This is a genomic window from Streptococcus caledonicus (assembly GCF_042656225.1).
Lineage (GTDB): Bacteria > Bacillota > Bacilli > Lactobacillales > Streptococcaceae > Streptococcus > Streptococcus caledonicus.
This window is the reverse complement of the sequence record NZ_JBHSOJ010000001.1, coordinates 30,251-53,146: the sequence shown is the minus strand read 5'-3', so window position 1 is coordinate 53,146 and position 22,896 is coordinate 30,251. Positions and strand designations below refer to the sequence as shown.

The 22,896-nt window shown below is 38.4% G+C and carries 24 protein-coding genes and 1 pseudogene; 2 read left to right on the top strand and 23 right to left on the bottom strand.

Annotated elements, in window-relative coordinates; all coding sequences use genetic code 11:
• Positions 1 to 93: 93 nt before the first annotated feature.
• The 5 genes from ACFPQ3_RS00250 to ACFPQ3_RS00230 all read right to left on the bottom strand — a co-directional run bounded on the left by ACFPQ3_RS00250 (position 94) and on the right by ACFPQ3_RS00230 (position 5,681).
• Entirely contained in the window at positions 94 to 591 is a 498-nt protein-coding gene (locus ACFPQ3_RS00250) for a GNAT family N-acetyltransferase (protein ID WP_156805840.1), read from the bottom strand.
• Positions 563 to 1,519 carry a Gfo/Idh/MocA family protein gene (locus tag ACFPQ3_RS00245; RefSeq protein WP_156805839.1) on the bottom strand — a complete coding sequence of 319 codons (957 nt, stop codon included), beginning with the start codon at positions 1,517 to 1,519 and terminating at the stop codon, positions 563 to 565. Before ACFPQ3_RS00245 ends, ACFPQ3_RS00250 begins: the two co-directional genes overlap by 29 nt.
• Before the next feature lie 62 nt (positions 1,520 to 1,581).
• Complete coding sequence (locus ACFPQ3_RS00240) at positions 1,582 to 1,713, bottom strand: hypothetical protein (RefSeq protein WP_156805838.1); 132 nt, start codon at positions 1,711 to 1,713, stop codon at positions 1,582 to 1,584.
• A gap of 68 nt (positions 1,714 to 1,781) precedes the next feature.
• A complete protein-coding gene (gene nrdD, locus ACFPQ3_RS00235; RefSeq protein ID WP_156805864.1) occupies positions 1,782 to 3,953 on the bottom strand; it encodes an anaerobic ribonucleoside-triphosphate reductase in 2,172 nt (723 codons plus the stop codon).
• A gap of 117 nt (positions 3,954 to 4,070) precedes the next feature.
• Positions 4,071 to 5,681, bottom strand: a complete 1,611-nt coding sequence (locus ACFPQ3_RS00230; protein WP_156805837.1) for a glycosyltransferase family protein — start codon at positions 5,679 to 5,681, stop codon at positions 4,071 to 4,073.
• Positions 5,682 to 6,069: 388 nt separating this feature from the next.
• On the opposite strand from ACFPQ3_RS00230, the pseudogene ACFPQ3_RS11800 reads away from it, so the two are divergent.
• A pseudogene (locus ACFPQ3_RS11800) lies at positions 6,070 to 6,970 on the top strand (IS982 family transposase).
• Between the two features lie 383 nt (positions 6,971 to 7,353).
• Here ACFPQ3_RS11800 and ACFPQ3_RS00220 read toward each other — a convergent pair.
• The 10 genes from ACFPQ3_RS00220 to ACFPQ3_RS00175 all read right to left on the bottom strand — a co-directional run bounded on the left by ACFPQ3_RS00220 (position 7,354) and on the right by ACFPQ3_RS00175 (position 14,930).
• Positions 7,354 to 7,659 carry a DUF1292 domain-containing protein gene (locus ACFPQ3_RS00220; RefSeq protein ID WP_156805836.1) on the bottom strand — a complete coding sequence of 102 codons (306 nt, stop codon included), beginning with the start codon at positions 7,657 to 7,659 and terminating at the stop codon, positions 7,354 to 7,356.
• A 74-nt stretch (positions 7,660 to 7,733) separates the two neighbouring features.
• Positions 7,734 to 8,153 (bottom strand): Holliday junction resolvase RuvX, encoded by a 420-nt coding sequence (ruvX, locus tag ACFPQ3_RS00215; protein WP_156805835.1) that lies wholly within the window; start codon positions 8,151 to 8,153, stop codon positions 7,734 to 7,736.
• The gene (locus tag ACFPQ3_RS00210) at positions 8,150 to 8,419 is read right to left on the bottom strand and encodes an IreB family regulatory phosphoprotein (RefSeq protein ID WP_156805834.1); all 270 of its coding nucleotides are present in this window, start codon (positions 8,417 to 8,419) and stop codon (positions 8,150 to 8,152) included. Before ACFPQ3_RS00210 ends, ruvX begins: the two co-directional genes overlap by 4 nt.
• 57 nt (positions 8,420 to 8,476) lie before the next feature.
• Positions 8,477 to 9,634, bottom strand: coding sequence for a glycerate kinase family protein (locus ACFPQ3_RS00205; protein WP_156805833.1), 1,158 nt, complete (start codon positions 9,632 to 9,634; stop codon positions 8,477 to 8,479).
• 77 nt (positions 9,635 to 9,711) lie between these two features.
• Positions 9,712 to 10,110 carry a transcriptional regulator Spx gene (gene spx / locus ACFPQ3_RS00200; protein ID WP_156805832.1) on the bottom strand — a complete coding sequence of 133 codons (399 nt, stop codon included), beginning with the start codon at positions 10,108 to 10,110 and terminating at the stop codon, positions 9,712 to 9,714.
• Between the two features lie 206 nt (positions 10,111 to 10,316).
• A complete protein-coding gene (gene recA / locus ACFPQ3_RS00195; protein ID WP_156805831.1) occupies positions 10,317 to 11,471 on the bottom strand; it encodes a recombinase RecA in 1,155 nt (384 codons plus the stop codon).
• A 31-nt stretch (positions 11,472 to 11,502) separates the two neighbouring features.
• On the bottom strand, positions 11,503 to 12,774 hold the full coding sequence (locus ACFPQ3_RS00190) for a competence/damage-inducible protein A (RefSeq protein ID WP_156805830.1): 1,272 nt from the start codon (positions 12,772 to 12,774) through the stop codon (positions 11,503 to 11,505).
• Between the two features lie 101 nt (positions 12,775 to 12,875).
• A complete protein-coding gene (locus ACFPQ3_RS00185; RefSeq protein ID WP_156805829.1) occupies positions 12,876 to 13,481 on the bottom strand; it encodes an ATP-binding cassette domain-containing protein in 606 nt (201 codons plus the stop codon).
• Complete coding sequence (locus tag ACFPQ3_RS00180) at positions 13,478 to 14,614, bottom strand: ABC transporter permease (RefSeq protein ID WP_156805828.1); 1,137 nt, start codon at positions 14,612 to 14,614, stop codon at positions 13,478 to 13,480. The genes ACFPQ3_RS00185 and ACFPQ3_RS00180 overlap by 4 nt, the downstream gene beginning before the upstream one ends.
• 40 nt (positions 14,615 to 14,654) lie before the next feature.
• Positions 14,655 to 14,930 (bottom strand): hypothetical protein, encoded by a 276-nt coding sequence (locus ACFPQ3_RS00175; protein WP_156805827.1) that lies wholly within the window; start codon positions 14,928 to 14,930, stop codon positions 14,655 to 14,657.
• Between the two features lie 297 nt (positions 14,931 to 15,227).
• On the opposite strand from ACFPQ3_RS00175, the gene ACFPQ3_RS00170 reads away from it, so the two are divergent.
• Positions 15,228 to 16,082 carry a helix-turn-helix domain-containing protein gene (locus ACFPQ3_RS00170; RefSeq protein ID WP_156805826.1) on the top strand — a complete coding sequence of 285 codons (855 nt, stop codon included), beginning with the start codon at positions 15,228 to 15,230 and terminating at the stop codon, positions 16,080 to 16,082.
• A 28-nt stretch (positions 16,083 to 16,110) separates the two neighbouring features.
• Here the strand turns inward: ACFPQ3_RS00170 and ACFPQ3_RS00165 are convergent, their stop codons facing one another.
• The 8 genes from ACFPQ3_RS00165 to mutL form a co-directional block, all read right to left on the bottom strand.
• Complete coding sequence (locus tag ACFPQ3_RS00165; RefSeq protein WP_156805825.1) at positions 16,111 to 16,665, bottom strand: DNA-3-methyladenine glycosylase I; 555 nt, start codon at positions 16,663 to 16,665, stop codon at positions 16,111 to 16,113.
• Between the two features lie 155 nt (positions 16,666 to 16,820).
• Entirely contained in the window at positions 16,821 to 17,411 is a 591-nt protein-coding gene (gene ruvA, locus ACFPQ3_RS00160; protein ID WP_156805824.1) for a Holliday junction branch migration protein RuvA, read from the bottom strand.
• A gap of 49 nt (positions 17,412 to 17,460) precedes the next feature.
• The gene (locus ACFPQ3_RS00155; RefSeq protein WP_156805823.1) at positions 17,461 to 18,207 is read right to left on the bottom strand and encodes an elongation factor Tu; all 747 of its coding nucleotides are present in this window, start codon (positions 18,205 to 18,207) and stop codon (positions 17,461 to 17,463) included.
• A complete protein-coding gene (locus ACFPQ3_RS00150) occupies positions 18,204 to 19,436 on the bottom strand; it encodes an MFS transporter (RefSeq protein WP_156805822.1) in 1,233 nt (410 codons plus the stop codon). Before ACFPQ3_RS00150 ends, ACFPQ3_RS00155 begins: the two co-directional genes overlap by 4 nt.
• Positions 19,437 to 19,458: 22 nt before the next feature.
• Positions 19,459 to 19,641, bottom strand: coding sequence for a hypothetical protein (locus ACFPQ3_RS00145; RefSeq protein WP_156805821.1), 183 nt, complete (start codon positions 19,639 to 19,641; stop codon positions 19,459 to 19,461).
• Between the two features lie 54 nt (positions 19,642 to 19,695).
• Entirely contained in the window at positions 19,696 to 20,358 is a 663-nt protein-coding gene (locus tag ACFPQ3_RS00140; RefSeq protein ID WP_156805820.1) for a CPBP family intramembrane glutamic endopeptidase, read from the bottom strand.
• A gap of 277 nt (positions 20,359 to 20,635) precedes the next feature.
• Positions 20,636 to 20,740 carry a helix-turn-helix domain-containing protein gene (locus tag ACFPQ3_RS00135; RefSeq protein ID WP_156805819.1) on the bottom strand — a complete coding sequence of 35 codons (105 nt, stop codon included), beginning with the start codon at positions 20,738 to 20,740 and terminating at the stop codon, positions 20,636 to 20,638.
• 73 nt (positions 20,741 to 20,813) lie between these two features.
• Complete coding sequence (gene mutL, locus ACFPQ3_RS00130) at positions 20,814 to 22,760, bottom strand: DNA mismatch repair endonuclease MutL (RefSeq protein WP_156805818.1); 1,947 nt, start codon at positions 22,758 to 22,760, stop codon at positions 20,814 to 20,816.
• Positions 22,761 to 22,896 lie beyond the last annotated feature (136 nt).

Genomic DNA, 22,896 nt, shown 5'->3' with positions numbered 1-22,896 from the left:
TGCATACTATCTTTTTTCCGAAGCTTTTAGCTCGGGTTCAATTCTGTAAAATCATCTTAACAGCCCGAAACACTCTTCCTTTCTATGAAATTTTTAGGTAACATCTATCCAGTAGCGCTCGGTCCCCTCACGAACATCTTCTAGCACGCCACCATTAGCCACAATAACAGCACGACTAGCAGGATTTACCTCACTACACGTGACAAGCACTTTTTGGATGTTTTTGGACATGGCAGAGCTAAGCCCCTGCTTGAGCATCTCTTTAGCGTAACCTCTACCACGCTCACTAGGCCGGACAGAGTAACCAATATGCCCACCTTTTTCAAGAAGGTAGTCATTTAAGCAAAGCCTTAAACTAAGAAATCCAACTGCCTTATCGCCTTCAAAACCAACAAACTGAATACTGGGGACCCAACCTTCTGAAATATTCAATCCCATCTCTGCGTCCGCATTGCCAGCAATCCATTCTTCATAATCAAAGTTTTCAGCATTCCAAAAACCACCATCGTGAGCTGAACTAGTCTCCTCAAACTCACGCATCATGTCTAAAACGGCTTCTTTATCAGCTATGGTCGGCCGGTGCAATTCCATAAAATGCCTCCAAATCTAGTGTCCCATAAGGGGTCTCTGAACGATTGATCTGGTCACAAATCCAGTGACTTAAAAGACTCGACTCTGGTGACACTGGATTTTTTCCTGTTTCAATGGCTTCCAGAAAGGCTTGAATGATACTCTCAAAGCCACGCTTATAAAGAGTGGTGTCCCAAGAACCAAAGCCTTGCTTGGTTTCTACGTCTCCTTCAACGACCGTTAACTCATCCAAATTTTTCAAATGATAGGTTGCTCGCGGTGTTTGAACTTCCATGATTTCACGGCGACTACCTGCCTGCAAATTCATGCTAACAGCAATCGTCTCTTTTTCTGTATAAAGATTAACAGAGACCTGACTGAGCAAACCTTCTTCCAAATGGTAATGGAAATCTCCACGAACCAGCTGGCCTTCTGCTAGATAAAGAGCTGTATCCAACGGATGAATAAAGAAATCAAAGAGTTTGTATTGAAGTGGTCCAGTCCCTTTCAGAGCATTTTTTTCCACAAAAATCCGACGTTTGTCAGATGCAGTCAATAAGTCTTGGACCTTCGGTGCAAATCGACGATTAAATCCTGCCATTAGAAAGGTGCCACGCTCCTCAGCAAGCTCATAAAGCTGCCGTGTCGTCTCGTAAGACTCTGTCAAGGGCTTATCCATATAGACAGGAATCCCTTTTTCTAGAAAAAGCTGCGCAAGGCTCACATGAGCCACTGTCGCTGCATGGATAAAGATCCCATCCAAACCAGCTTCTAGCAAGGCATCTAAACTATTGTAAGACACCGATTGACCAAACAAGGAGATTACCACATCACGCACCTCTTGTTTTCGTGTGAAAACGTGCCATTCAATCCCAGATAATTGCCGCAGATAAGGCAGATAAGCCTTCTGAGAAATCCCACCGATTCCTACAATTCCGATTTTCTTCATATGTATCCTTTCTAGACAAAACAGGTGACGCTTTACACGCCACCCGTCTCTTTCGTGCTAGTTTATTTCTTCTTACCAGCTTTTTTCAAGAGCGCCTGCACGCGCGCCTTTTTATCATCTTTCACATTGGAATACTTTTCGTGAAATTTCTCCACCAGTTGCATTCCTTTATAGTCTAATTGATATTTTCCCATGGTTACTCCTTCATACCTGTTAACTGACGGTAGAATACCATCTCCTATCGAGATTCTAGTATACCATACTATTTCCCTGATGTCTTGATCGTTGAGCCATTCATATGTTTCACACGGGCAGAAATCTCCTTGTGACGGCCATTCACCATTGGACGTGCTTGCGGATTTCCAAGATAACCACAGGTGCGTTTGACCACATCCACTGTCTTCGGATCGGTATTGCCACAATTTGGGCACTTGAAACCACGCTCTGTTGGCTCAAAGTCTCCCTCAAACTCACAGGCATAGCACTTATCAATCGGCGTGTTGGTTCCCAAATAACCCACTCGATCATAGGCGTAATCCCACACAGCCTCAAGTGCTTTCGGATTTTGCTGAAGAACTGGGTATTCACAATAATGGATAAATCCTCCACTAGCACCAACCTCTGGATAGATTTTTTCAAAGTCCAATTTTTCAAATGGTGTTGGGTTCTTACGAACATCGTAGTGGAATGAATTGGTGTAATACTCTTTATCCGTAATGTTTTCCACAATACCGAATTTCTCCGTATCCAAACGACAGAAACGATCTGTCAAACTTTCTGATGGTGTCGAATAAACTGAGAAATGATAGCCGTACTCGTTTGACCAACTTTCACAAAACTCTTTCATCTGACGGACAATATCTACCGTAAAGTCCTTGGCTGCTTCGTTTTTCTCCCAATCACCGCCGTAGAATACCGTTGCCACCTCATAAAGTCCAATGTAACCAAGAGAGATAGTTGCACGACGATTTTTAAAGAGTTCGTCAACCTTATCTGTTTTTTCTAAATGCTTTCCAAAAGCACCATATTGATAAAGAATCGGTGCGTTAGCAGGCGTTGCTTCCTTCACGCGCTCCACACGGTAAACCAAAGCATCCTTGGCAATCGTCATACGCTCTAAGAAAAGGTCCCAGAACTTATCCATATCACCATCAGCTTCCAAAGCAATGCGTGGCAGATTAACCGTAACAACCCCTAAATTCATACGTCCAGAAGTCACATCCTGACCATTTTCATCCTTCCATCCTTGCAAGAAAGAACGACATCCCATAGGTGCCTTGAAAGAACCTGTTAACTCAATAATCTTATCATACGATAACATATCAGGGTACATTCGCTTAGTGGCACACTCCAAAGCCAATTGCTTAATATCATAGTTCGGCGAATCTGGCTCCAAATTAAGCCCACGTTTTACCGTAAAGATTAATTTTGGAAAAATCGCAGTGCGACCTTCACGTCCCAAACCTTTAATACGGATATTAAGAATGGCTTTTTGAATCTCACGCTCAAACCAAGACGTTCCCAAACCAAAACCTAAGGATGTGAATGGCGTTTGTCCATTGGAAGTAAATAACGTATTAATCTCATACTCCAAAGACTGCATGGCATCATAGATATCTTTTTGAGTTTTTTGACGAGCATAATCTTCACGTTTCTCTTCGACGACCCATTCCGCAGCATCTTTCAAATGCTTTTGATAATTCAATTCAGCATAAGGGGCTAAAAATTCATCAATGCGATCTGCCGTACAACCACCATATTGACTAGAAGCGACATTAGCAATGATTTGAGAAATCTGAGCAGTCGCTGTTTGAATGGACTTAGGACTTTCAACCTCAGCATTCCCAATCTTAAAACCATTTTTTAGCATGCCTTCAAAGTCAATGAGACAGCAATTGGTCATAGGCGTATAGGGACTATAATCCAAGTCGTGGTAGTGAATATCACCTTTTTGATGGGCATTAGCCACATGCGGTGGCAACATTTTTAGACCAATGGATTTCCCTACAATACCAGCAGTCAAATCACGTTGCGTGTTAAAAACATCACTGTCTTTATTGGCGTTTTCATTGACCACCGTTTGATCTTTATTGAGCAACTTATCAATGGAAAAATTAATATCCGTTGCCTTTGCACGATCAAAATCACGTTGCGTACGATAGTTGATATACTGTTGAGCTAGCGCATACTCCCCAGCTTGTAACAGTTCATGCTCTACAATATTTTGAATTTCATAAATCTTAATATTTTCATGAAAACGATCGTAGATTTCAGCCACAATACTAGCAGCTATCCCCTCAAGTTTGTTTTCAATTAGAGGCGTCAATGGAGTAATTTCATTACTAGCTCGCACTAGCGCCTGATAAATTTTATCCGTATCAAAAGGCACCTGTCTACCATCACGCTTAATTACTGTAATCGATTTAATCACCATTACTGACACACTCACTTTTCATTTAAATATTAACAAGACCTATTATAACATTACCACAAAAAAAATCAATATCTTGTGTTATAAAAACATTCAAAACACAATATATTGATTTTTCATTTATTTCAACTGATAAACTGTAAAATGTTCTACTCCATCTAAAGATAATTGAGTATAGTATTTTGTCAAGTTGTCCTGTACCGATTCACTCAATACTGACCCATTATTCACAATGACCAATTGTGATTGACTACTTAGAAAATCATCTTCAAAATCTTTAATACGATCATCTGATGCTTGATAAAGGCTCGAAACAGGATAATGCGTCGCTGTCCGGCGCTCACTTAATAGATAAATATCTATTTGATGATCAACTACCACCACAGACTCCTCATCAGCGATATTATCCTTAAGATAGTTAGCAATGGCTATACGCTCACTCTCCTGTTTTGTTTCCTGCATATTTCGGTAAAATGGCAGAGCAGCAGCGATAACAATCAAAGCAAGAGGGCCACAGAGGTGACTAAAGATAAAAGTCCCCCACAAGCTACGCTCAGCTTCTTGACGACGATGAGAATGGCGACGACTCGCTCTTTGCTTAGCAAAGCCAGCCAAACTAATTATAGTCAAGATAATTCCAAACGGTAAGGCTGGCAAAAGCTGATAAAACGCCCAGCTTTTTGACAAAGCCGCTAAAATAATATAAACCAAAAGGCTAAGAAAAATTAGAACGCTAGACAAGCGATTTGTCTTGACTTTTCTCATATACTCAAAGAATACTATTGCTCCTAATAATAAACCAGAAAAGAAAGCTAAGCCAATTTGCAAAAGTGCAGTTTGCCAAAGAGAATTTATCCCCCATGATAAATGTGTAAAGTTATAAAAGAGAACCTGTCGCAAATAGGGAACTATAAGTTCAAATGTAAACACAAAATAACCAACAGTGTAAAATACTACCATCAAACCAAAGGTGATCGCAAGATTCTGATAAAATCCACGCGCTAATCGTTTGTGCACAATATTATAACCAGATAACAGCACAAAAGCAATCACCCAAAAAATCAAGGTTCTTGGTTCAAAAAAGAGAGCTAGCGCAGCATTGACACCATAGAGAATAAAACCCTCATCTTTGGTCATTTCTGCAAAATAACGAATCAGATACCACAGCCCCATCAAGACAAAAGGCGATGCCCATTGCATCGGATAAAAGCCACCAAAACCTAGAGTAAGATTAGCCAAATAAAAAGCTAGTCCCCCGGCCATGCTAGCACTCGCATTATCCGTATAAAAAAGAATAATTTTAGAAAGATAAATCCCTGACACATAGAGAGCTAAAAATTGCACCCCTAAAAGATAAAGTTGACTACCTAGTACTTGACTCAAGCCAATGATACCATAAAAAAGAAAACCACCTGTTGTAAAAACATCGCTATACGGTAATTGATTCCTAGCCATCATCATTCCTGTATAAAGATTAAATTGATGGTACTCCGTCATAAAAGAAGCCATATAAGGCAAGACAACTGCCAATGCTGTCACCAAAATACTTAAAAGTAGTATTTTAAAATGATGAGATGCACCCAGATGAAACTGTCTCAAACGTCTAGATTCTTCTTGTTTTTGTTCCTGAAAATTAAGGTCTTCCTCAAGAGACATTGTCTCTCTGCTCTCGCGACTTCGTCGGCTATAAGTGCTTGGCTGAGCTATTTGCAATTCTTTAGTATCGTTCACGGTAAGTCTCCTTGCTAGTTACCTTTCTAGTATATCCAAAAACTAGCTTATCGTCAATTTTTCCAAGAGCTTTGCATAGCGTAGCATTTCCTTAAAAGTATGTAAGTACTTCGCTTCATATCGTTCCATAAACTCTTCCTCTTCCTTTGTTAATCTCATAAGGTTACCTCCCTTCGTAAGATTATTCGAGAAAAAGTTATAAAAGTATCGTTATTCTAACAATATAATCTGCGCCTCATCACTCTGTCCATTCTTGAGAAAGGAACCAAGCTAACTCTTTTATAGACATTTAGATTTTATTTAGTACCCGTTGTGCTAGTTAATTCTAACCAAATTAAAAATCTTTGCGTATCATAAACTCAAAACAACCACGAAATGAGGGAATGATATGCAAAGCCAACATTATTATCTCGCCAATCCCAATCAAACACAAGTTATTCTTTCAAAAATCTTACCCAAGTTCTCGCTTTATATGAGCTATTTGTTCCCTATGAGGTTCGAAATCGGCGAAACATCCACCTACAAAAACAATCTGATGTCGTTACTATCTCTAGTTATCTCTGAGCAATTCAAGAGGGTTGCCGGACGGCAAGTGCTATTTACCGTCCGATTCATCATAATCTCTTCCCCTACACCTTCCCAGAATGCTCTCGATTTTGCCGTATCTGTCAAAATCTTGCTCAAAGTATTCAGCGTATGCGCTATTTTATGCTTTTAGACCTTTGTCAAACCTGCTCACTCGGCTTGATTGACAGCTTTCCTTGTGTCCTTCGCAACATGAGAGCTACATTGTTATCAGAGGTGACAGATATTGGCTATCATGCGACTAAGAAAATCCATTATTATGATGGCTTGAAATTTTCAGTTCTTATCAGCGATTGTCGGTTTCCTATTGATTATGTTGTCACACCCGCATCTATTTTATGATAGCGATGTTGCTTTGGAGCTAATTGAAAAGAGCCATTTCCAATCGTTTATGGAGATAAAGGACATGTGGATAGACAAACAAAGGCAGAGTTAGCATACTGTGGTACCCAGTTAATTTCGCAACTCAGAAAAAACATGATGGATTATTCATGGCTAGAAAATTAAAAATCAGTCGATTGAGGAAACCATCAGAGACCGTATTTTCTAGTTTAGAGCAGTTTGGAATTGAATCTTTACGTTGCCGAAACATTCAGGCGCTCAAATTTAAGACAGAGGCAATATTACGTATCTATTCTCTTTTGCTCAAAAGCAGTCATACTGATTTTGGGATCAGTTTAAAATATTCCCTTGCTTACGATTGATTAACTAGCACAACGGGTTATTTAGTATTTTTTATTAGCACTCGTACCAATGCGATGTAGGGCACTCAAAACACCTCGGAGAGTTCTGGGCGGAGTGCAACTGTCTTATCTCTTTCTCAAACCATTAATTTTGGCCTCAAGTAACTAGAGCACGGAAAATTGACCATCCTATAAATTGGTTTAAAATCTCAAAAGAGTCTGGGACAAAAAGATTTTTAGTTTAGAAAATTTATATCAAATAAATCTAATTTTCTAATAAACTGTATATAAAAACGAACAAAGATACTCTTTAAATATATAAGAGATAATTTTTGTTCGTTTTTTGTTTTATTGTCCAGAGTTTTGTCTCAAACTCTTAAGTACAGACCTATAAAGAGCTTTTGTTATTCATTCTCATCAAGGAAGCTATTAAAGACTTCCTCAATCATATCCCACTCAGCATCTGAGTCTTCTGGGATTGGTTGCAAATCACCTTCTGTACCATCTTCGTTTTCAGTAAATGAGTAGGCTTGAATTTCCACTTCTCCATCAGTATCTGCTTCATCCCCATGTGGCACAAGAAGAACATAATTCTTCCCAAATTCTTCACGACCATCAATGGTCATTAAAATTTCAAAAAGCGTTTCATTTCCTGCTTCATCAACAAGTGTGATTAACTCTACTTCATCGTGATTGTGTTCGTGTGACATATTGTTTCCTCTTCTAAAAGTGACGGGATAAGTGAAAATAACCCTTTTCACACTCATCCTAAGTTCTTATAATATTAAAAATGCCTATCTAAGTAATTTTGTAAAATAAGCTGAGCTGCCAACTTATCAATAACCTTTTTACGCTTACCACGGCTTACATCTGCTTGCTCAACTAACATACGCTCTGCTTGAACGGTTGTTAAACGCTCATCCTGATAATCTACTGGCAAATGAAAGAGCTCTGCTATTTTTTCACCGTAAGAACGGCTTGCCTCAACACGAGGCCCCTCTGTATTATTCATATTCTTAGGGAGTCCAACAACAAATTTATCCACGCGGTATTCCTTGACCAATTCTCCGAGGCGTTCAAAGCCAAGTTCTCCAGCTTCTTCATCAATTTTAATGATTTCAACGCCTTGAGCCGTAAATCCAAGAGGATCACTAATGGCTACACCAACTGTTTTTGAGCCCACATCTAATCCTATGATTCTCATTTTAGGTCAATCCCATTTCCCTTCAAGTAATAACGAACAAGCTCCTCAACAATTTCATCACGTTCATACTTACGAATCTGATTACGAGCGTCATTATAGCGTGGCACATAAGCAGGGTCACCACTCAATACATAACCAACAATTTGGTTAATTGGATTATATCCCTTTTCATCCAAAGAACGATAAACGCTTGTCAATGTTTCGCCGATTTCTTTACGATTAAGATCGTTCAAATTAAAGCGGACAGTTTCTTCTGTAAATCCCATAAAAACACCCTCTTTCTACTATGGTTATAGGTCTATTATAGCTTATTCTAGTAGATTTCACAAGCTTTCTAGCGTCTTTTCACTGACACTATGGAAAAAAGTTGCAATTCCTTGTGCTGTTTTATAAATTAGTTCTGGAGTTCGCTCCATCGCTTGATTCAAAGACATAGGACTATCTAAAATCGGGAAAACTCCAGAAATTCCTTCTTTATAGACAGAAGCCATATCACCAGCTGTTGATCCTACAATTGCAACAGCTGGTACACCGTATACTCTAGCTCTATTAGCAATACCTACTGGTGTCTTACCTTGCAAGCTTTGGTTATCCATGCGCCCCTCGCCAGTAATTACTAAATCAGCTTCTTGAAGTGCCTTGTCAAAACCAACTAGATCCAAAATAGTATCTATCCCAGATGTCATTCTTGCATCAAAAAAGGTCATTAGAGCAAATCCTAGACCTCCTGCAGCTCCAGCCCCCTTCCAATCCTTTCGAAATTTTCCCGTTGCTTGCTCACACTGGTGGGCAAAATACTCTAAGCCTTTATCTAATTTTTTGATTTCGTCTAGAGTTGCTCCTTTTTGAGGACCGAAAATGGCTGACGCTCCACACGGACCACAGAGTGGGTTTGTCACGTCTGATAAAATAATAACCTCTAAATCAGCTGGTAACGTTAAAAAATGACTTAAATCCAGCTCTGCTATTTTCAAAAAAGATGACGGAAGCGGAGGGAGCTCCTTCCCATGTGTATCTAGAAAACGAATACCGAACGCTGCTAGAAGCCCTATGCCTGCGTCATTAGTAGCAGAACCGCCAAGTCCTATATAAAGTCTCTCCGGCCGGTGAGACAAAGCCTGCAATATCAGCTCACCAGTACCGTAAGTTGAGGACGCCATAATATTTCTCTCGTTTTCAGGAACCGTTGTTAAACCAGACGCTTCTGCTATTTCTATTACAACTGACTTGCCCCTATCAAGAAGACCATAACGTGCTTGCTGAGGTTTTCCTAGAGGATTACGGACTTCCACCGTTTTCCAAGTCCCTAAAACCTTAGACATAATAGCCTCAATGGTTCCTTCACCTCCATCTGCTACTGCAAAAACATCAACGTCATCATCTGGAAAAAGCGAGTGAATCCCTTGAGTCACATAGGAACCAATTACTAAAGAACTTGCACTTCCTTTAAAAGAATCCGAAGCGACAACGATTTTAGCCATGTGACATCCTCCTTCTTTTACATTATAAGCCAGGTAACACAAAAACGCCAGAATAAATTTCTGGCGTCCCTTTTTATCTAAAGTACTGCACGCATACGAGCTTGGGCATTTTCCACATTACGAATGGAACGTGGTAAGAAGGTACGAATATCATCTTCTTTATAGCCAACCTGTAAGCGTTTATCATCAACTAAAATAGGGCTTTTTAAAATACGAGGATTTTCTTGAATCAAATTAATCACTTCGCTAACACTTAATTCATCCAAATCAAAATTAAGAGCTTTCGCATAGCGATTTTTTGAAGAAATAATGCTCTCCACACCTTCTTCAGTCTTTGTCAGAATATCAAGAATTTCTTCTCGTGTTAAGGGTTCTTTACCAATATTTTGTTCTTTATAAGGGAGTTTGTGAGCATTCAGCCAACTTTTGGCTTTTTTACAGCTAGTACAACTTGAAACTGTATAAATAGTAATCATGTTCCGTCTCCTTTCACATGATAGTACGATTATACCACAAATATCCTATGAATAACATAGGTCTTTGGACCTATTTACTATTAAAAATACAATTTTCTATCCTTTAACCCCAAAATTAAGGTAAATATACAAGATTCTCACTCCATAACGTGATGGGTAGGTTAGGACAATCTAATGAACACATTGACTACCTACTAGCATTGCTTCTAATCATCCAACTCAAGCTCAATAGCAATATCTTCAGTATCAATTTCCGGTGCTGAAGTAACTTCTTCGACAACTAGAGTTGCTTTAGCAGCTTTTTCTTCGTCGCTTTCTTCAAGCAATCCATAGTGCAAACGAACCTTACGATCAATTTCTTCAAACACTTCTGGGTGTTCTTTTAGATACTCTTTAGCTTTTTCTGAACCTTGACCAATTTTCTCATCGTTGTATGAGAACCAAGCGCCAGCTTTTTTGATAATATCCAACTCTGTTGCAATCTTAAGGAGCTCACCAGTTTGTGAAATTCCTTCACCATACATGATTTCAACTTCTGCCACTTGGAATGGCGGAGCAACTTTGTTTTTAACGACCTTAATCTTAGTTTCTTTACCAATACTTTGATCTTTTTGGTCACCAGTCCCCTTAATTTGAGTGCTACCACGTACGTCCAAACGCACAGAAGCGTAGAATTTCAACGCACGGCCACCAGGAGTGGTCTCTGGATTACCAAACATCACGCCCACTTTTTCACGCAATTGGTTGATAAAGATAGCAATCGTCTTTGTTTTATTGATTGAGGCACCAAGTTTACGCATGGCTTGACTCATCATACGAGCTTGAAGACCAACATGGCTGTCACCGATGTCTCCATCAATCTCAGCACGTGGCACAAGAGCCGCAACCGAGTCAATAACGACCAAATCAACTGCACCTGAATCAATCAATTTACCAGCAATTTCTAGCCCTTGCTCACCCGAGTCAGGCTGAGAGAGAAGCAACTCATCAATATTAACCCCAAGAGCTGCTGCATAGGCTGGATCAAGGGCATGTTCCGCGTCGATAAAGGCAGCAATACCACCCTCTTTTTGTGCTTGAGCAACCGCATGAAGGGCAACTGTTGTTTTACCTGAACTTTCAGGACCATAGATTTCAATAATACGTCCTTTAGGGTAGCCACCAGCACCAAGAGCGATGTCTAGCGCCAATGAACCAGAGCTCATCACTTGAACTTTCTGCTCTGCACGTTCACCCAATTTCATCACAGCGCCTTTACCAAAGTCTTTTTCAATGCCTTTTAAGGCTTCTTCCAAAGCTTTCTGACGCTCGTCACCAAATTTTTTGGTAATTTCTTCTGTCTTTTTGGTTTTCTTAGCCAATATTTTTACCTCTTCTTAGATATTCTCTCTATTATACTAAAATTTCATCAGATAATAAAGCCTGACGCACAAGATTGAAAGCATGAAGAGTGGCGATATAGCGGACATCAGCACGACTACGCCCACCAATTACCACCTTAATACTTGTCACACTCTTTTCACTAGCAAGTCCTATGAAAACTGTTCCTACCGGTTGTCCCTCTAGTTCATCTGGCCCAGCGACACCTGTAAGAGAGATTCCAAAATCACTACCAACTAATAATCGTGCCTGTTCTGCCATTTTTTCAGCCGTAAAAGCCGAAACCACACCATGACCTTCCAAGTCTTCCTTAGCAATACCAAGCATTTTAGACTTTTCTGACAAACTATAAGTCACAAAACCACCTGCAAAAACTTGAGATGCCCCTGAGATATCAGCAAGACTTGATTGGAAAAGCCCAGCTGTTAAACTCTCAGCTGCTGTCAAGGTCTTCCCCTTTTCTTTCAGTAGGTTGACCACAGTTTGGGCTAGACTATTGTCATCGCCGTAACCATAGCAGAGCTCCTTGAGAGCTTGTCCTTCTAAGGTTTTAACTGCCAAGATTTGACTTTCGAACCCCTCTAAACGAGCAATTGCTTCCGCCTCTGAAGTCGCCTTGGTAGAAAGACGCAGAGTCACCTCGCCCGTTTTAGCGTATGGTGCAATCGTCGGGTCTGTTTGTTTGTCAATGATATCAGATAACACTGTTACCAACTGACTTTCTCCTATACCAAAGAAGCGTAACACGCGCGAGTAGAGTCTCTGATGATCCTGACTTAATAGCGGAACTAGATTTTCGTTGACCATCGGTTTTAATTCACTCGGTGGCCCAGGGAGAACAACATAAGTCACTCCATCAACCTCAAGCAAGGAGCCAACAGCAAGTCCTGTCACATTTTGGATGGGAATTGAGCCAGCTACTAGCTGAGCCTGACGCTCATTATTTGACGTCCTGGCATATTGTGGCCTGGTCGCAAAAAAGTCGTCTAACTTGAGACTTGCTTCTGGGTCAAATACCAATTCTCTTCCCAAAAATTTTGCCAGGGTCTGTTTGGTTAAGTCGTCCTCTGTAGGACCTAGACCACCGCAGAGGATCACCAGATTGCTCCGCCTTTTAGCAATCTCAAGAACCGACAAGAGACGCTCTTCATTATCTCCTACCGCTGTCTGGAAGAAAACATCAATTCCCAGCTCTGCCATTTTCTCCGACAAAAATTGAGCATTCGTGTTGACAATCTGCCCTGTTAAAATTTCGGTCCCAACCGCAATAAGTTCAGCCTTCATATGACCTCCTATATGATTATTCGTTATTTATGAGGATATTTTACCATAAAAATAGACTTCTTTTTAAAATAAAGAAGCCCTTTAATTGTATTATGTTTTTATTATTTTTCTAGTAAAAATTCACGTGCGACGTCTGGTTGTTTAATTTCTTTTAATCCGTTCATTTCTAGTAAAAAAACCGTGTCGCAGACCGAAAAAACTTCTGATAGATTATGAGAGGTGAACAAAATAATCTTCTCCCTACTGTGTTCCTTAAGTATCTGGTAAGCTCTAAAACGCCTAGTTTCATCTAACCCATCTAATAATTCATCTAATATTAAGACGTCACTATTGATAGACAAACTATAAACAAAAGTAAATAATTCTTTCATTCCTAGTGAATATTTCCCGATTTTTTTCTTTAAATAATCAGCTCCACCCATTTGTTTGAGATAGAAATTAAATCTTTTCTTTTCATCTGATGATAATAGATTGACGTAATCTTGTGCTGCCAAATGTTTATCAAAAATATCTAAATTCGGAATATAAGAGATTCTGCCACATTGTAAACCGCCACTCTTTATTAGTACCTCCTTATTGATAATACTAAATAAAGTACTCTTACCTACACCATTTCGTCCAATTATACCAAAAATTCCCTGATTAGAAATGGTAAAGTTAAGATCATGAAAGATATCTGTATTTAAGTTTTTAACTTGTAAACTCATGCTTTCCCCACTTTTCTAATAAAATAATTTTTATATAAATAGTTTGAAATAATAAAGAAAATGATACTCAAAGTTAACAAGTAAGTCATACCGATTAAAAATACATTATCAGGTAAAACGGCTGAATCATTAAGAATCTGATCATATCCCATATACTCAAATGGGAAAAATTTTTTCATAGACTGAAACCATTCTTCTTGTGCAATTGTCGCAAAGCCAGTCAAACTTACAACAATCATTCCAATGGTTACTAAACTCTTCTTGAAAACTAGTGACAGAAGTTGTCCTAAGCTTGTTATAAAGAATAAAGAGCTTAGAAACAATAAAACTGATTTTAAAGTTATACTCCAGATTGGAACAATCGTTTTGTCTTCTGTCAAATAAGGGTATTGCCACGTTCCAAAGCCATCCATAACCCCTTTTACTAAATAAAGAACACCAAAACTCATTATGGTAGCTAAAAATGTCCAAAACACTGGTACAATGAGCTTGGTTATCAAATGACTAACTTTCCCTCGACCTAAAAAATGGTAAAGTCGAATTTGAGAGCTTTCAATTTCACTGCTAAGATTATCTGCTAACAAAATTGTGAAGAGAACCAAAAACGTTGTTGAGGACAGCCAAGATACGATTGTACGCCCTATAACAAAAGATGTATCTGTTGTATCATTGATGATAATGCTAGGAACTCCGTTTACTGACTTTATTGACTGATGGTAATCTATACGCTTCATAACTTCCTTATACTCTTTGGAATCTTTATCCTCAATTTGGGAAAGCTGAAACTTATTTAGATTATTTTCTAAGTCAGAGTACAACGAAAAATCTCCTTTGTCTAAGGCAGATTTTTGTTCTAACCTAATATTGTAAATCTCTTTTGCGTAACCTAGCTGAGTATTAACTTCCTCATCATTTGGAGAAATCTGAGCCATTCTCTCTAATTCTTCTACTGACCGCTGAGATTCTTGTAAATTCAGATTTACCATCTCTGTTTCATGAATAGCTAATTTCGGTTTTAAGACTATCTGATTGAACCCAAAAAGACCAAAAATGATAAACACGAGTAATGATAAACAAATAATATTCTTCGGATTAGCAAGATATTTTTTAGATTCAAATACCCAAAATCTCATTTTTTGCTCCCTTCACTTATTCCTTATTCATAAACAAACACTAGTATGTCGTATAACTGTAGGTATATAGATACGCTGGATTAATTCCCCAGTCCCGTCGTTCAACCGTGTAAGACCGTCTAAACCCATTCTGATAACGTAAAGTCATCCAGGTATATCTATTTTCTGTATGATTCCCTCCTACAAAATGGATTTCATATCTAGTACTTGGAACCTCTGCCACCTGAATAGCTGAAACATCATTTTTTAAACCAAGACCTAAGAAAGCCATTAAAATTAGTGTTAATGAAACATTATTTTTTATTTTATTAAACATGATATACTCCTTTTTATTATATAAAATAAAACAACAAATATAAATTTCACCTAATCCATCGGACTCACCTTCTTTCTGTAATTCCTCTCACAGCTATCCCCATGGCCATAAATCCAACCACGGATCATTAAGTATTAGACCGGCAACTAGCGGAACAATAATCAAAAATAATTTGCTAATTTTTCTTACCATTACAATACCTCTCTTGTTTTTGATATAATAAGTATAATATATAAATTTTAACAAAGTTAAAAATGTTGCAAAAATTCACATTATAAGTTTATCAGGAGGATATTTATGAGATGGGATTACGGTAAAGTTTATAAAGAAATACGACAGGCTAAAGGTCTAACTCAAGAGGAGGTTTGTGGCTCTTTTCTCAATCGTTCAACACTTACTCGTATTGAAAAAGGAGAAATCATTCCTCGTTTTGATAACATGGTTTTTCTGTTAAAACAAATAGACATGACTTTATCTGAATTTAAGTACATTTGTAATGAATATTACCCTAGTGAACGCAGACAGATTATCACCAAGATGCAAAACAATATCTCTTATTCAAATACAGAAGAATTAGAAAAATTACTTATTGATTGTCAAAATTACCTCAAAAATCATAATGATATCCCTATACGCAATATCTATCATAGAGGACTTGTCATATTAGAAATTAGAAAAAACGGTATTAAAAATAATCAAGCACTTCAAATACTTGCTGAAAATATATGGAAAGAATTAGAAGTTAAAGACCAATGGTACGGTTCAGAATTAGCTTTACTAGCTAACATTATTTTTTATTTTAATGATGAAGCATTCCCGCTGATCACTGAGAAAATTTTAGTTAGTTTAGATAGATTTAAAAACTACCGAGATATTAAACCTTTCCAGTTGTCATTACTCTCTAATCTGTCAACTATATATTTACAAAAAGGACTTATTAAAGATTGTGAGCAACTTACTCAAAAAATCCTGACACTCTCAAAAGAGCTAAAAGTTTATAACAGCCTTGGCTTTGCCCAAGTCCGTCTTGGTATCTGTCAAAGGGATGAATCTCTGATTGACAAAGGATTGACACTGTTGAAACTCACTGAAGAAGATGACTTAGTAGCTATGCTGGAAAAAGAAGTTGAGCAGTTCTATAAACAAAAATAAGCCTGCCGATGTCGATAGGCTTTTTCGGTTATCTAAACTCGCAGGTTTTCTCATGATCATTAATCAGTCCTGCTGCTTGAAGATAGGAATAGACGCATACTGGTCCAACAAACTTAAAACCTCGTTTTTTAAAATCTTTAGAGAGGTTTTCAGAAAGTTCTGTCTTTACAGGAACTGCTTGATGATTGTCAACGTTATTGTCAATGGGTGTAAACCCCACCCAAGACCAGAGGTACTTATCAAAGGTTCCAAATGCTTTTTGAACGTTAAGAAAAGCTTGCGCATTAGCCCTTGTAGCGTAGAGCTTTGCCTTATGGCGAATGATGTCAGTATTGTCAAGCAGACTGTCCAGGTCACTATCAGTCATCTGTGCAACTTTTTCTATCTCATAATCATGGAATGCTTTGCGAAAAGCTGCGCGTTTGTTTAGGACTGTCTCCCAAGATAATCCAGCCTGATAAGATTCCAAGCAAAGTAATTCAAAAAGTGCTTGCTCATCATGGAGAGGCTTTCCCCACTCCTTATCATGGTAATCAATGTACAATGGATTGGTCAGTTTGACCCAGCCACAACGTTTGCTCATGTGTTCTCCTTGGTATTTCCTATTTTTAATAGCTCTGTAGCTTGCTTAACTGAACTCGCCTACGATACTTGGCAAAAAGATAAAGACTTCCTCGATGCTAAAGCATCTGCGTTAGCTTTCCTGTTTTGCTGTGTATCGCTTAACGGCTCTGTATCTTATTTCATCAGCATTTTGAGTGCTGATTTAATGTAATTTTCTGCGGTTTCATTAGTTCCTTCAAAGAAGGATTTGATTTTCTTAAGCTCTGCTACTTTGTAGCCGAGGGCTAAGAGGGCTTCCATAGCCTCATCCAAGGCTGGGTTTCCTGCCTGAACAGCCTTAGTAGCTTTGCTATTGTCAACAGGCGCTTCGACAAATTCACCTGCCAAGTCCAGCACCATTTGTTGGGCTGTTTTTTTCCCAATCTTAGGAAATTTCATCAGGTATTTGATGTCGCTATTGTCAATCGCAGCAACCAGTCCTGCATTATCATCGACGGCAACAATAGCTAGCGCAGTCGTCGGACCAATGCCTGACACCGAAATCAGCTTGAGGAAAACCTCTTTTTCATCTTCACTGTGAAAGCCAAAAAGCAGATGGGTGTCCTCACGGATAACTTGGTGGAGGTAAATCTGAACCTCGGTACCAACCTTATCTGAAAAACTGTAAGGATTGGCAACGTTGATGATGTAACCAAGACCTGCAGTTTCCACCACAATATATTTAGCTGTAATTTTCGTTAATATTCCTTTGATGTAATCGTACATCTCTAACTCCTTTTTCTATTCTGATTTGATTGCCAGTCAAATCCTAGTTTTAGCTCTCTATGCCAAACCATTCCAAAAGCGATTGCTTCGCTTTGCTTTCTGACCAGTCATGATAACTAGCCAAAACAGCTTGAACAGATCCTAATCTTTCAACTAACTGGTCTATGGCTAAAAAGCTGCGCCAATATTCATAAAAAATAGCAGCATAGCTTCCCTCATAGGTTTTCTGTCCAAACTCTGACAGAGAGTGCCACCCATATTTTTCTTGAAATAAGGCTACCAATTCTTGATTTACCGATTTTTCAGCCTCAAACTCTGTTTCCGTCAAAAAATAACGACGGCTGATGTACTCAACCATGCCCTCTTCAAACCAGATATCCTGCTCTAGATCATCATCAAAATCATCTAAGAAGAGTTCACTCCAGTGTGCTAATTCATGACCTACGATTTGCAGCAGATAGTTCTCAGAAATATTTTGATAATGCTGACGTAACGTGGTTATTTGCTCAGTAGCTTCATAATCATCCAGTTGCTTTTCGTAAAGTTCTTGCCAGACAGATAGCTCTGGTGTCATAACCATACGGACCTCATTCGTATAGGCAGGAACAGCAATATCACGAATATATCTAGTCGCTACCTTTTTATCAGACCATAGAATCACTTCGGGTAATTCTTTAACTTGAAAATTATTACTTAAATAAGCGACATAGTCTTTTAAAAGACTATCATGTTGTTTCACAAACTGTTGATAAATTTCTAATTGCTCTTTCGTTTCAACGGCATATAAATGGTTCATTTTGATACCTCCTTCTCATGCATCTGCGCTGCTTTTACAATGAGAAACACCCCTGTAGTTGCAACAATAATGAATACGATTTGGACACCTAAAACACCTGTCAGACCACTCAAAGATACCATACCTCCTGCAAGGACAATCCCCAGCGGTTGGGCGATGGAAATAAAACCTGAATAGGACCCAATTTTATTGTCGTCCATCATCTGAGCACGTAAGACCTGGCTGGCAGGGACGTTAATCATTTCACCGATGGTATAAACAACAGCTGATAGAAGGATTGGTACCAAAGTCTTAAAGGTAAAGGCTGCAAAGAGCCCACTGGCAAAAATGGCAGAGCCTAAAACGAGTTGCGGTATCAATGTCATTTGTCGCGTCAGCCGGTTGGCAGTCGTCATAAAGAGGACAATCATGATGGTATTGATTAAGACAGTGATGCTCAGCAATTTTGCCCCAGTCACCTCAAAACCAAATAAGGTGCTTGGCTGATAGATAGTCTTGTAATGAACGGCAATGTAATTGTCAATCTGAGCCCAAACACTAGCAAAGAGAATTGTTCCCGCTGAGTAAATCATGAAAGTCTTGTCCTTGACAACGTCTCCGTAATTAGCAAAGGTTGATAGAATCCCCTTACCGTGGTTAAAATCCAGATTAACCGGTCTAGTTTCGGCAAATTTAAAGTACATCGCCATAAAGGTAAATAAGGCAATTCCTGTCATAGCAATGAGTAATTCGAAGAAATGATGGTCATAAAAAGCACCAGCAATTCCTGATCCCAACATCACCGCAACATTAATTAACCAATAATTGATGGTGTAAACGTAACGACGGTTTTTCTCATCTGTTAGGTCAATAATCATAGCATCATAGGCAGGATGGTTGAAATTCGACATAATCTCAACAATGAAAATCCCAACAAAGGTCAAAAGTGGCATCACTCGTCCAGGAATATTGGCAAGCATGGTTAAAATATAGCCAATCACAACACCCATATTGCCAGTATCTGCCACTTTTTTACGCCCTATCGAATCAGACAAATGCCCCCCATAGAGGATTGCAACAAAGCTGAAAACCTGTGTAATGATGACCAACATTCCAGTGATAAAAGCACCAAAATACTCCACATAGTACATAGACATAAAAGGGAAAATGGCAGATCCTAAAACCACAGATAGAAAGCTCAACTCCAAACGCCACTGCAACTGCTTGGGCAAGCTAAAAAATTCCTTCACTTCATAATCTCCTTAATCTCTACTAAGAGCGTTTCTTTCTCTCCAACACACTCACTAAAACCCAATAGAAAAAGGTAGCTAAAGCAGATATTCCAATCCCATCGTACCAGTCATAGGTACCTCCCATAACAAGATTACGAATCACAATATAAACTCCTGTCGAAATCAGCAGTAACACAAAGACAAATGCTATTCTTTTTAACATGTTCAATCCTCCACTAAATCCTTTCTAGTATAGCATAAAACCACCCGAAGGTGGTTAAATTGATAATAAGCCAATGAGGTTATTCAAAGTATGAGGAAAAATGGTAAACCAAATATTTTTGTACTTATATTTAACAATTCCAAATACAAATCCTATGCCTATATGAGGAAATATCAGTAAGATTTGTGACAAGGTTACTGTATGTAAATGAAGAAGTCCAAGTAGTACTGCTTGGACAATAATAGCAATCCAAATAGATATTTTCTCATTCAAATTTTCCTGAATAATACCACGGAAAATAAGTTCTTCAACCATTGGTCCAAAGAAAGTCATCACAGGTATGGTTGCCCACAGTGGCATCTGAATCATAACTGCACTAACTCTAAGATCATTTGCTAAGAATTCTTCTTGTAAATGTAAAACAGTCATGATACTATCACTTAGCCAATTAAAAATAATAGCACTAGCTAATTGCAAAATAAAAATACCTAAAATAAGATAAACTAATTTCCATTTGTGACTTAAAAAGGATTTTAACTGGTTTAATAAGTCGTTTTTGAAAAGAACGATACCCCACAGCCAAAATAAAATATACAAGACTAATTTCCATTGCAATGATAGTCCAATTATCTCTTCAAATATGATTTGAGCACCATTAAAGAAAAATAGAAAAGCATAGGCTAAAAAGTAGAGTACTACTGCCAATCGAGCCTTCATACGTAACCTCCAAAAATTGATTTTAGGTTACAATGTTTTCTTGAGTTTCCTTTATCATTAGAACAAACACAATAAGTCGATAAACAAGCGTTAAGAAAAGAGCTGTTTTTAAATCAACAAAAATGAGACCTACTAGGTAAATAAAGATCATCCCATAAGTTTTAAGATTATCGAACTGTCTCAATTTTTTGATTTTTGGTAACGATAACTCCAACCAGTCATCTAAAGAAAGTTGATAACACTTAGCTAGACCATCTGGAATGGTTCTCCCTTTTTCCTAATTAATGACTGTCTGTCTAGAAACACCTATTTTTTCTGCTAATTTTTCTTGACTGTCATTCTCTGCCAATCTAGCTAATCTAATTTTGTCCCCAAGAAACATCCTAACCTCCTTCAGTTTATAGCAAGCCTACTATTTATCCTAGTCAAAATCCTTTTACATTAGTGTAGAAATCCTAATACTTCCCTAATTCTCTCAAACTGGTGTGATTCTCCTGAATACGGCGGAACATTTTTTCCATATCAGCTTTTGTAAAGTTGACAAGAACTGGTCTGCCGTGTGGACAGTTATAGGGATTTTTCGTTTGTGATAACTGTACTAGCAAATTACGAGCCGAATAATCATCTAAGGTATGATTAGCCTTGATACTACGTTTACAGCTCATCATGATAGCAAGCTCTGCGCGGTATTTCTTAATTGACACCTCATTTGTTAGAAGCAGCATATCACACATCTCATAGATGCCACTTTCAATCTCTTCTTCTTTCATCCAAATCGGATGCTCACGCAAGATAAAGGTATTTTCACCATAGGATTCTAAGTTAATCCCTACTTCATTTAACATGGGCATTTTTTCTTGTAAACTTAAAAAGTCAGAAGTTGAAAATTCAAACAAATAAGGGACTAGTAGCTGTTGTAAAGAATTGTCAACGTCACCAATTTTGTCACGATAGTATTCATATTTCACACGCTCCTGAGCCGCATGCTGGTCAATAATATAGAGCCCGCCTTTTCCTTGAGCAAACAAATAAGTGCCGTGCATCTGCCCAAAGTAATCTAACTCAGGGAAAGTTGACTGTTCTTCGTTTTCTAAATTTTCTAGGAGGCGATTCAGCTTTGCCTTATTTTTAAAATCAAGATTATCATGCTCATCATCTTCTGGAAAACAGCTACGCTCTGCCACTTTGACACTTGACGGTTTGTTTACAACATTGTCAACTTCTGACGGCTCTGCTATTTTCTCAGAGATTAAAACATCTTCAACAATTGTTGTTTCAGGTTTTACAAAGAAATCTTGTTTCTCTGTATCGTAATAAAGATTTGTTGATTTTAGCGGGAGACTAGTTTGTACTGGCTTCTCGATTTTTCGGACACTTGATTTGGCTAGATTTTCTAAAGCATCTGGAATCAACTCTTGAGCTCGCAAGCTATCAGCAATCGCAGAGCTAATCAGCTGCATCAGTTCTTTCTCTTTAGAAATTCGTACCTCCTGCTTAGTTGGATGGACATTGACATCAGCAAGGTAGGGATCAATTTGGATATCAATCACGGCCAATGGAAAACGTCCTACCATGAGCTTAGAACCATAGCCATCTAAAATCGCTCGATTAAGCAAAAAGTTTTTAATGTAACGGCCATTAATTAAAAGAGTAATATAATTACGATTAGCCCTTGTCAACTCTGGTAAAGAGACATAACCTGATACTTCAAAATCAAGGTCTGAAGCTGAAATCTCAACCATCTTTTTAGCAGTATTTAACCCATAGATACCAGCAATAGCCTGTCGTAAATCTCCTGTCCCGGAGGTTTTAGTCAGCTCACGTCCATCTGCAATAAGGGTAAAAGCAACTTCTGGATGAGCCAGGCTCAAGCGATTGACCACATCAACGATATGGGCCAATTCCGACTGCAGGGTTTTCATGTATTTGAGACGAGCTGGGGTATTGAAAAAGAGATTTTCCACCGTAATTTTAGTACCAATAGGGGTGGCAATCGGCTCAATACTTTCAATTTTACCGCCATTTGAAACTAAGATTGTCCCGTGCTCTTCACCCTCCGTAGCGGTAACAATAGTCATATGACTGATTGAAGCAATAGATGGCATGGCCTCACCACGAAATCCAAGCGTTCTGATACGAAAAAGATCTGCCTGTGTCTTTATCTTACTAGTGGCATGGCGGCGTAGAGCAAGTTCGACATCACTAGAACTCATTCCTTCACCATTATCGGTTATTTGAATCTTTTTGAGCCCTGCTTCTTCAATCTCAATGGTTACTTGCTTACTGCCTGCATCAATAGCATTTTCAAGCAATTCTTTGACCACACTTGCAGGACGTTCAACAACCTCTCCAGCAGCAATTTGGTTAGCTAAAACCTCAGGTAATTCAATAATTTTTGTCATAATTTTCCTCGCTTTATTTGAGTTCTATTATATCATAAGATAAAAAAATAGACCTAGTTACAACAGACACATCAAAAAACGACTTCTTCAACACTTGAACAAAGTCGTTTTTTATAATGATTTTTCATTTATATTA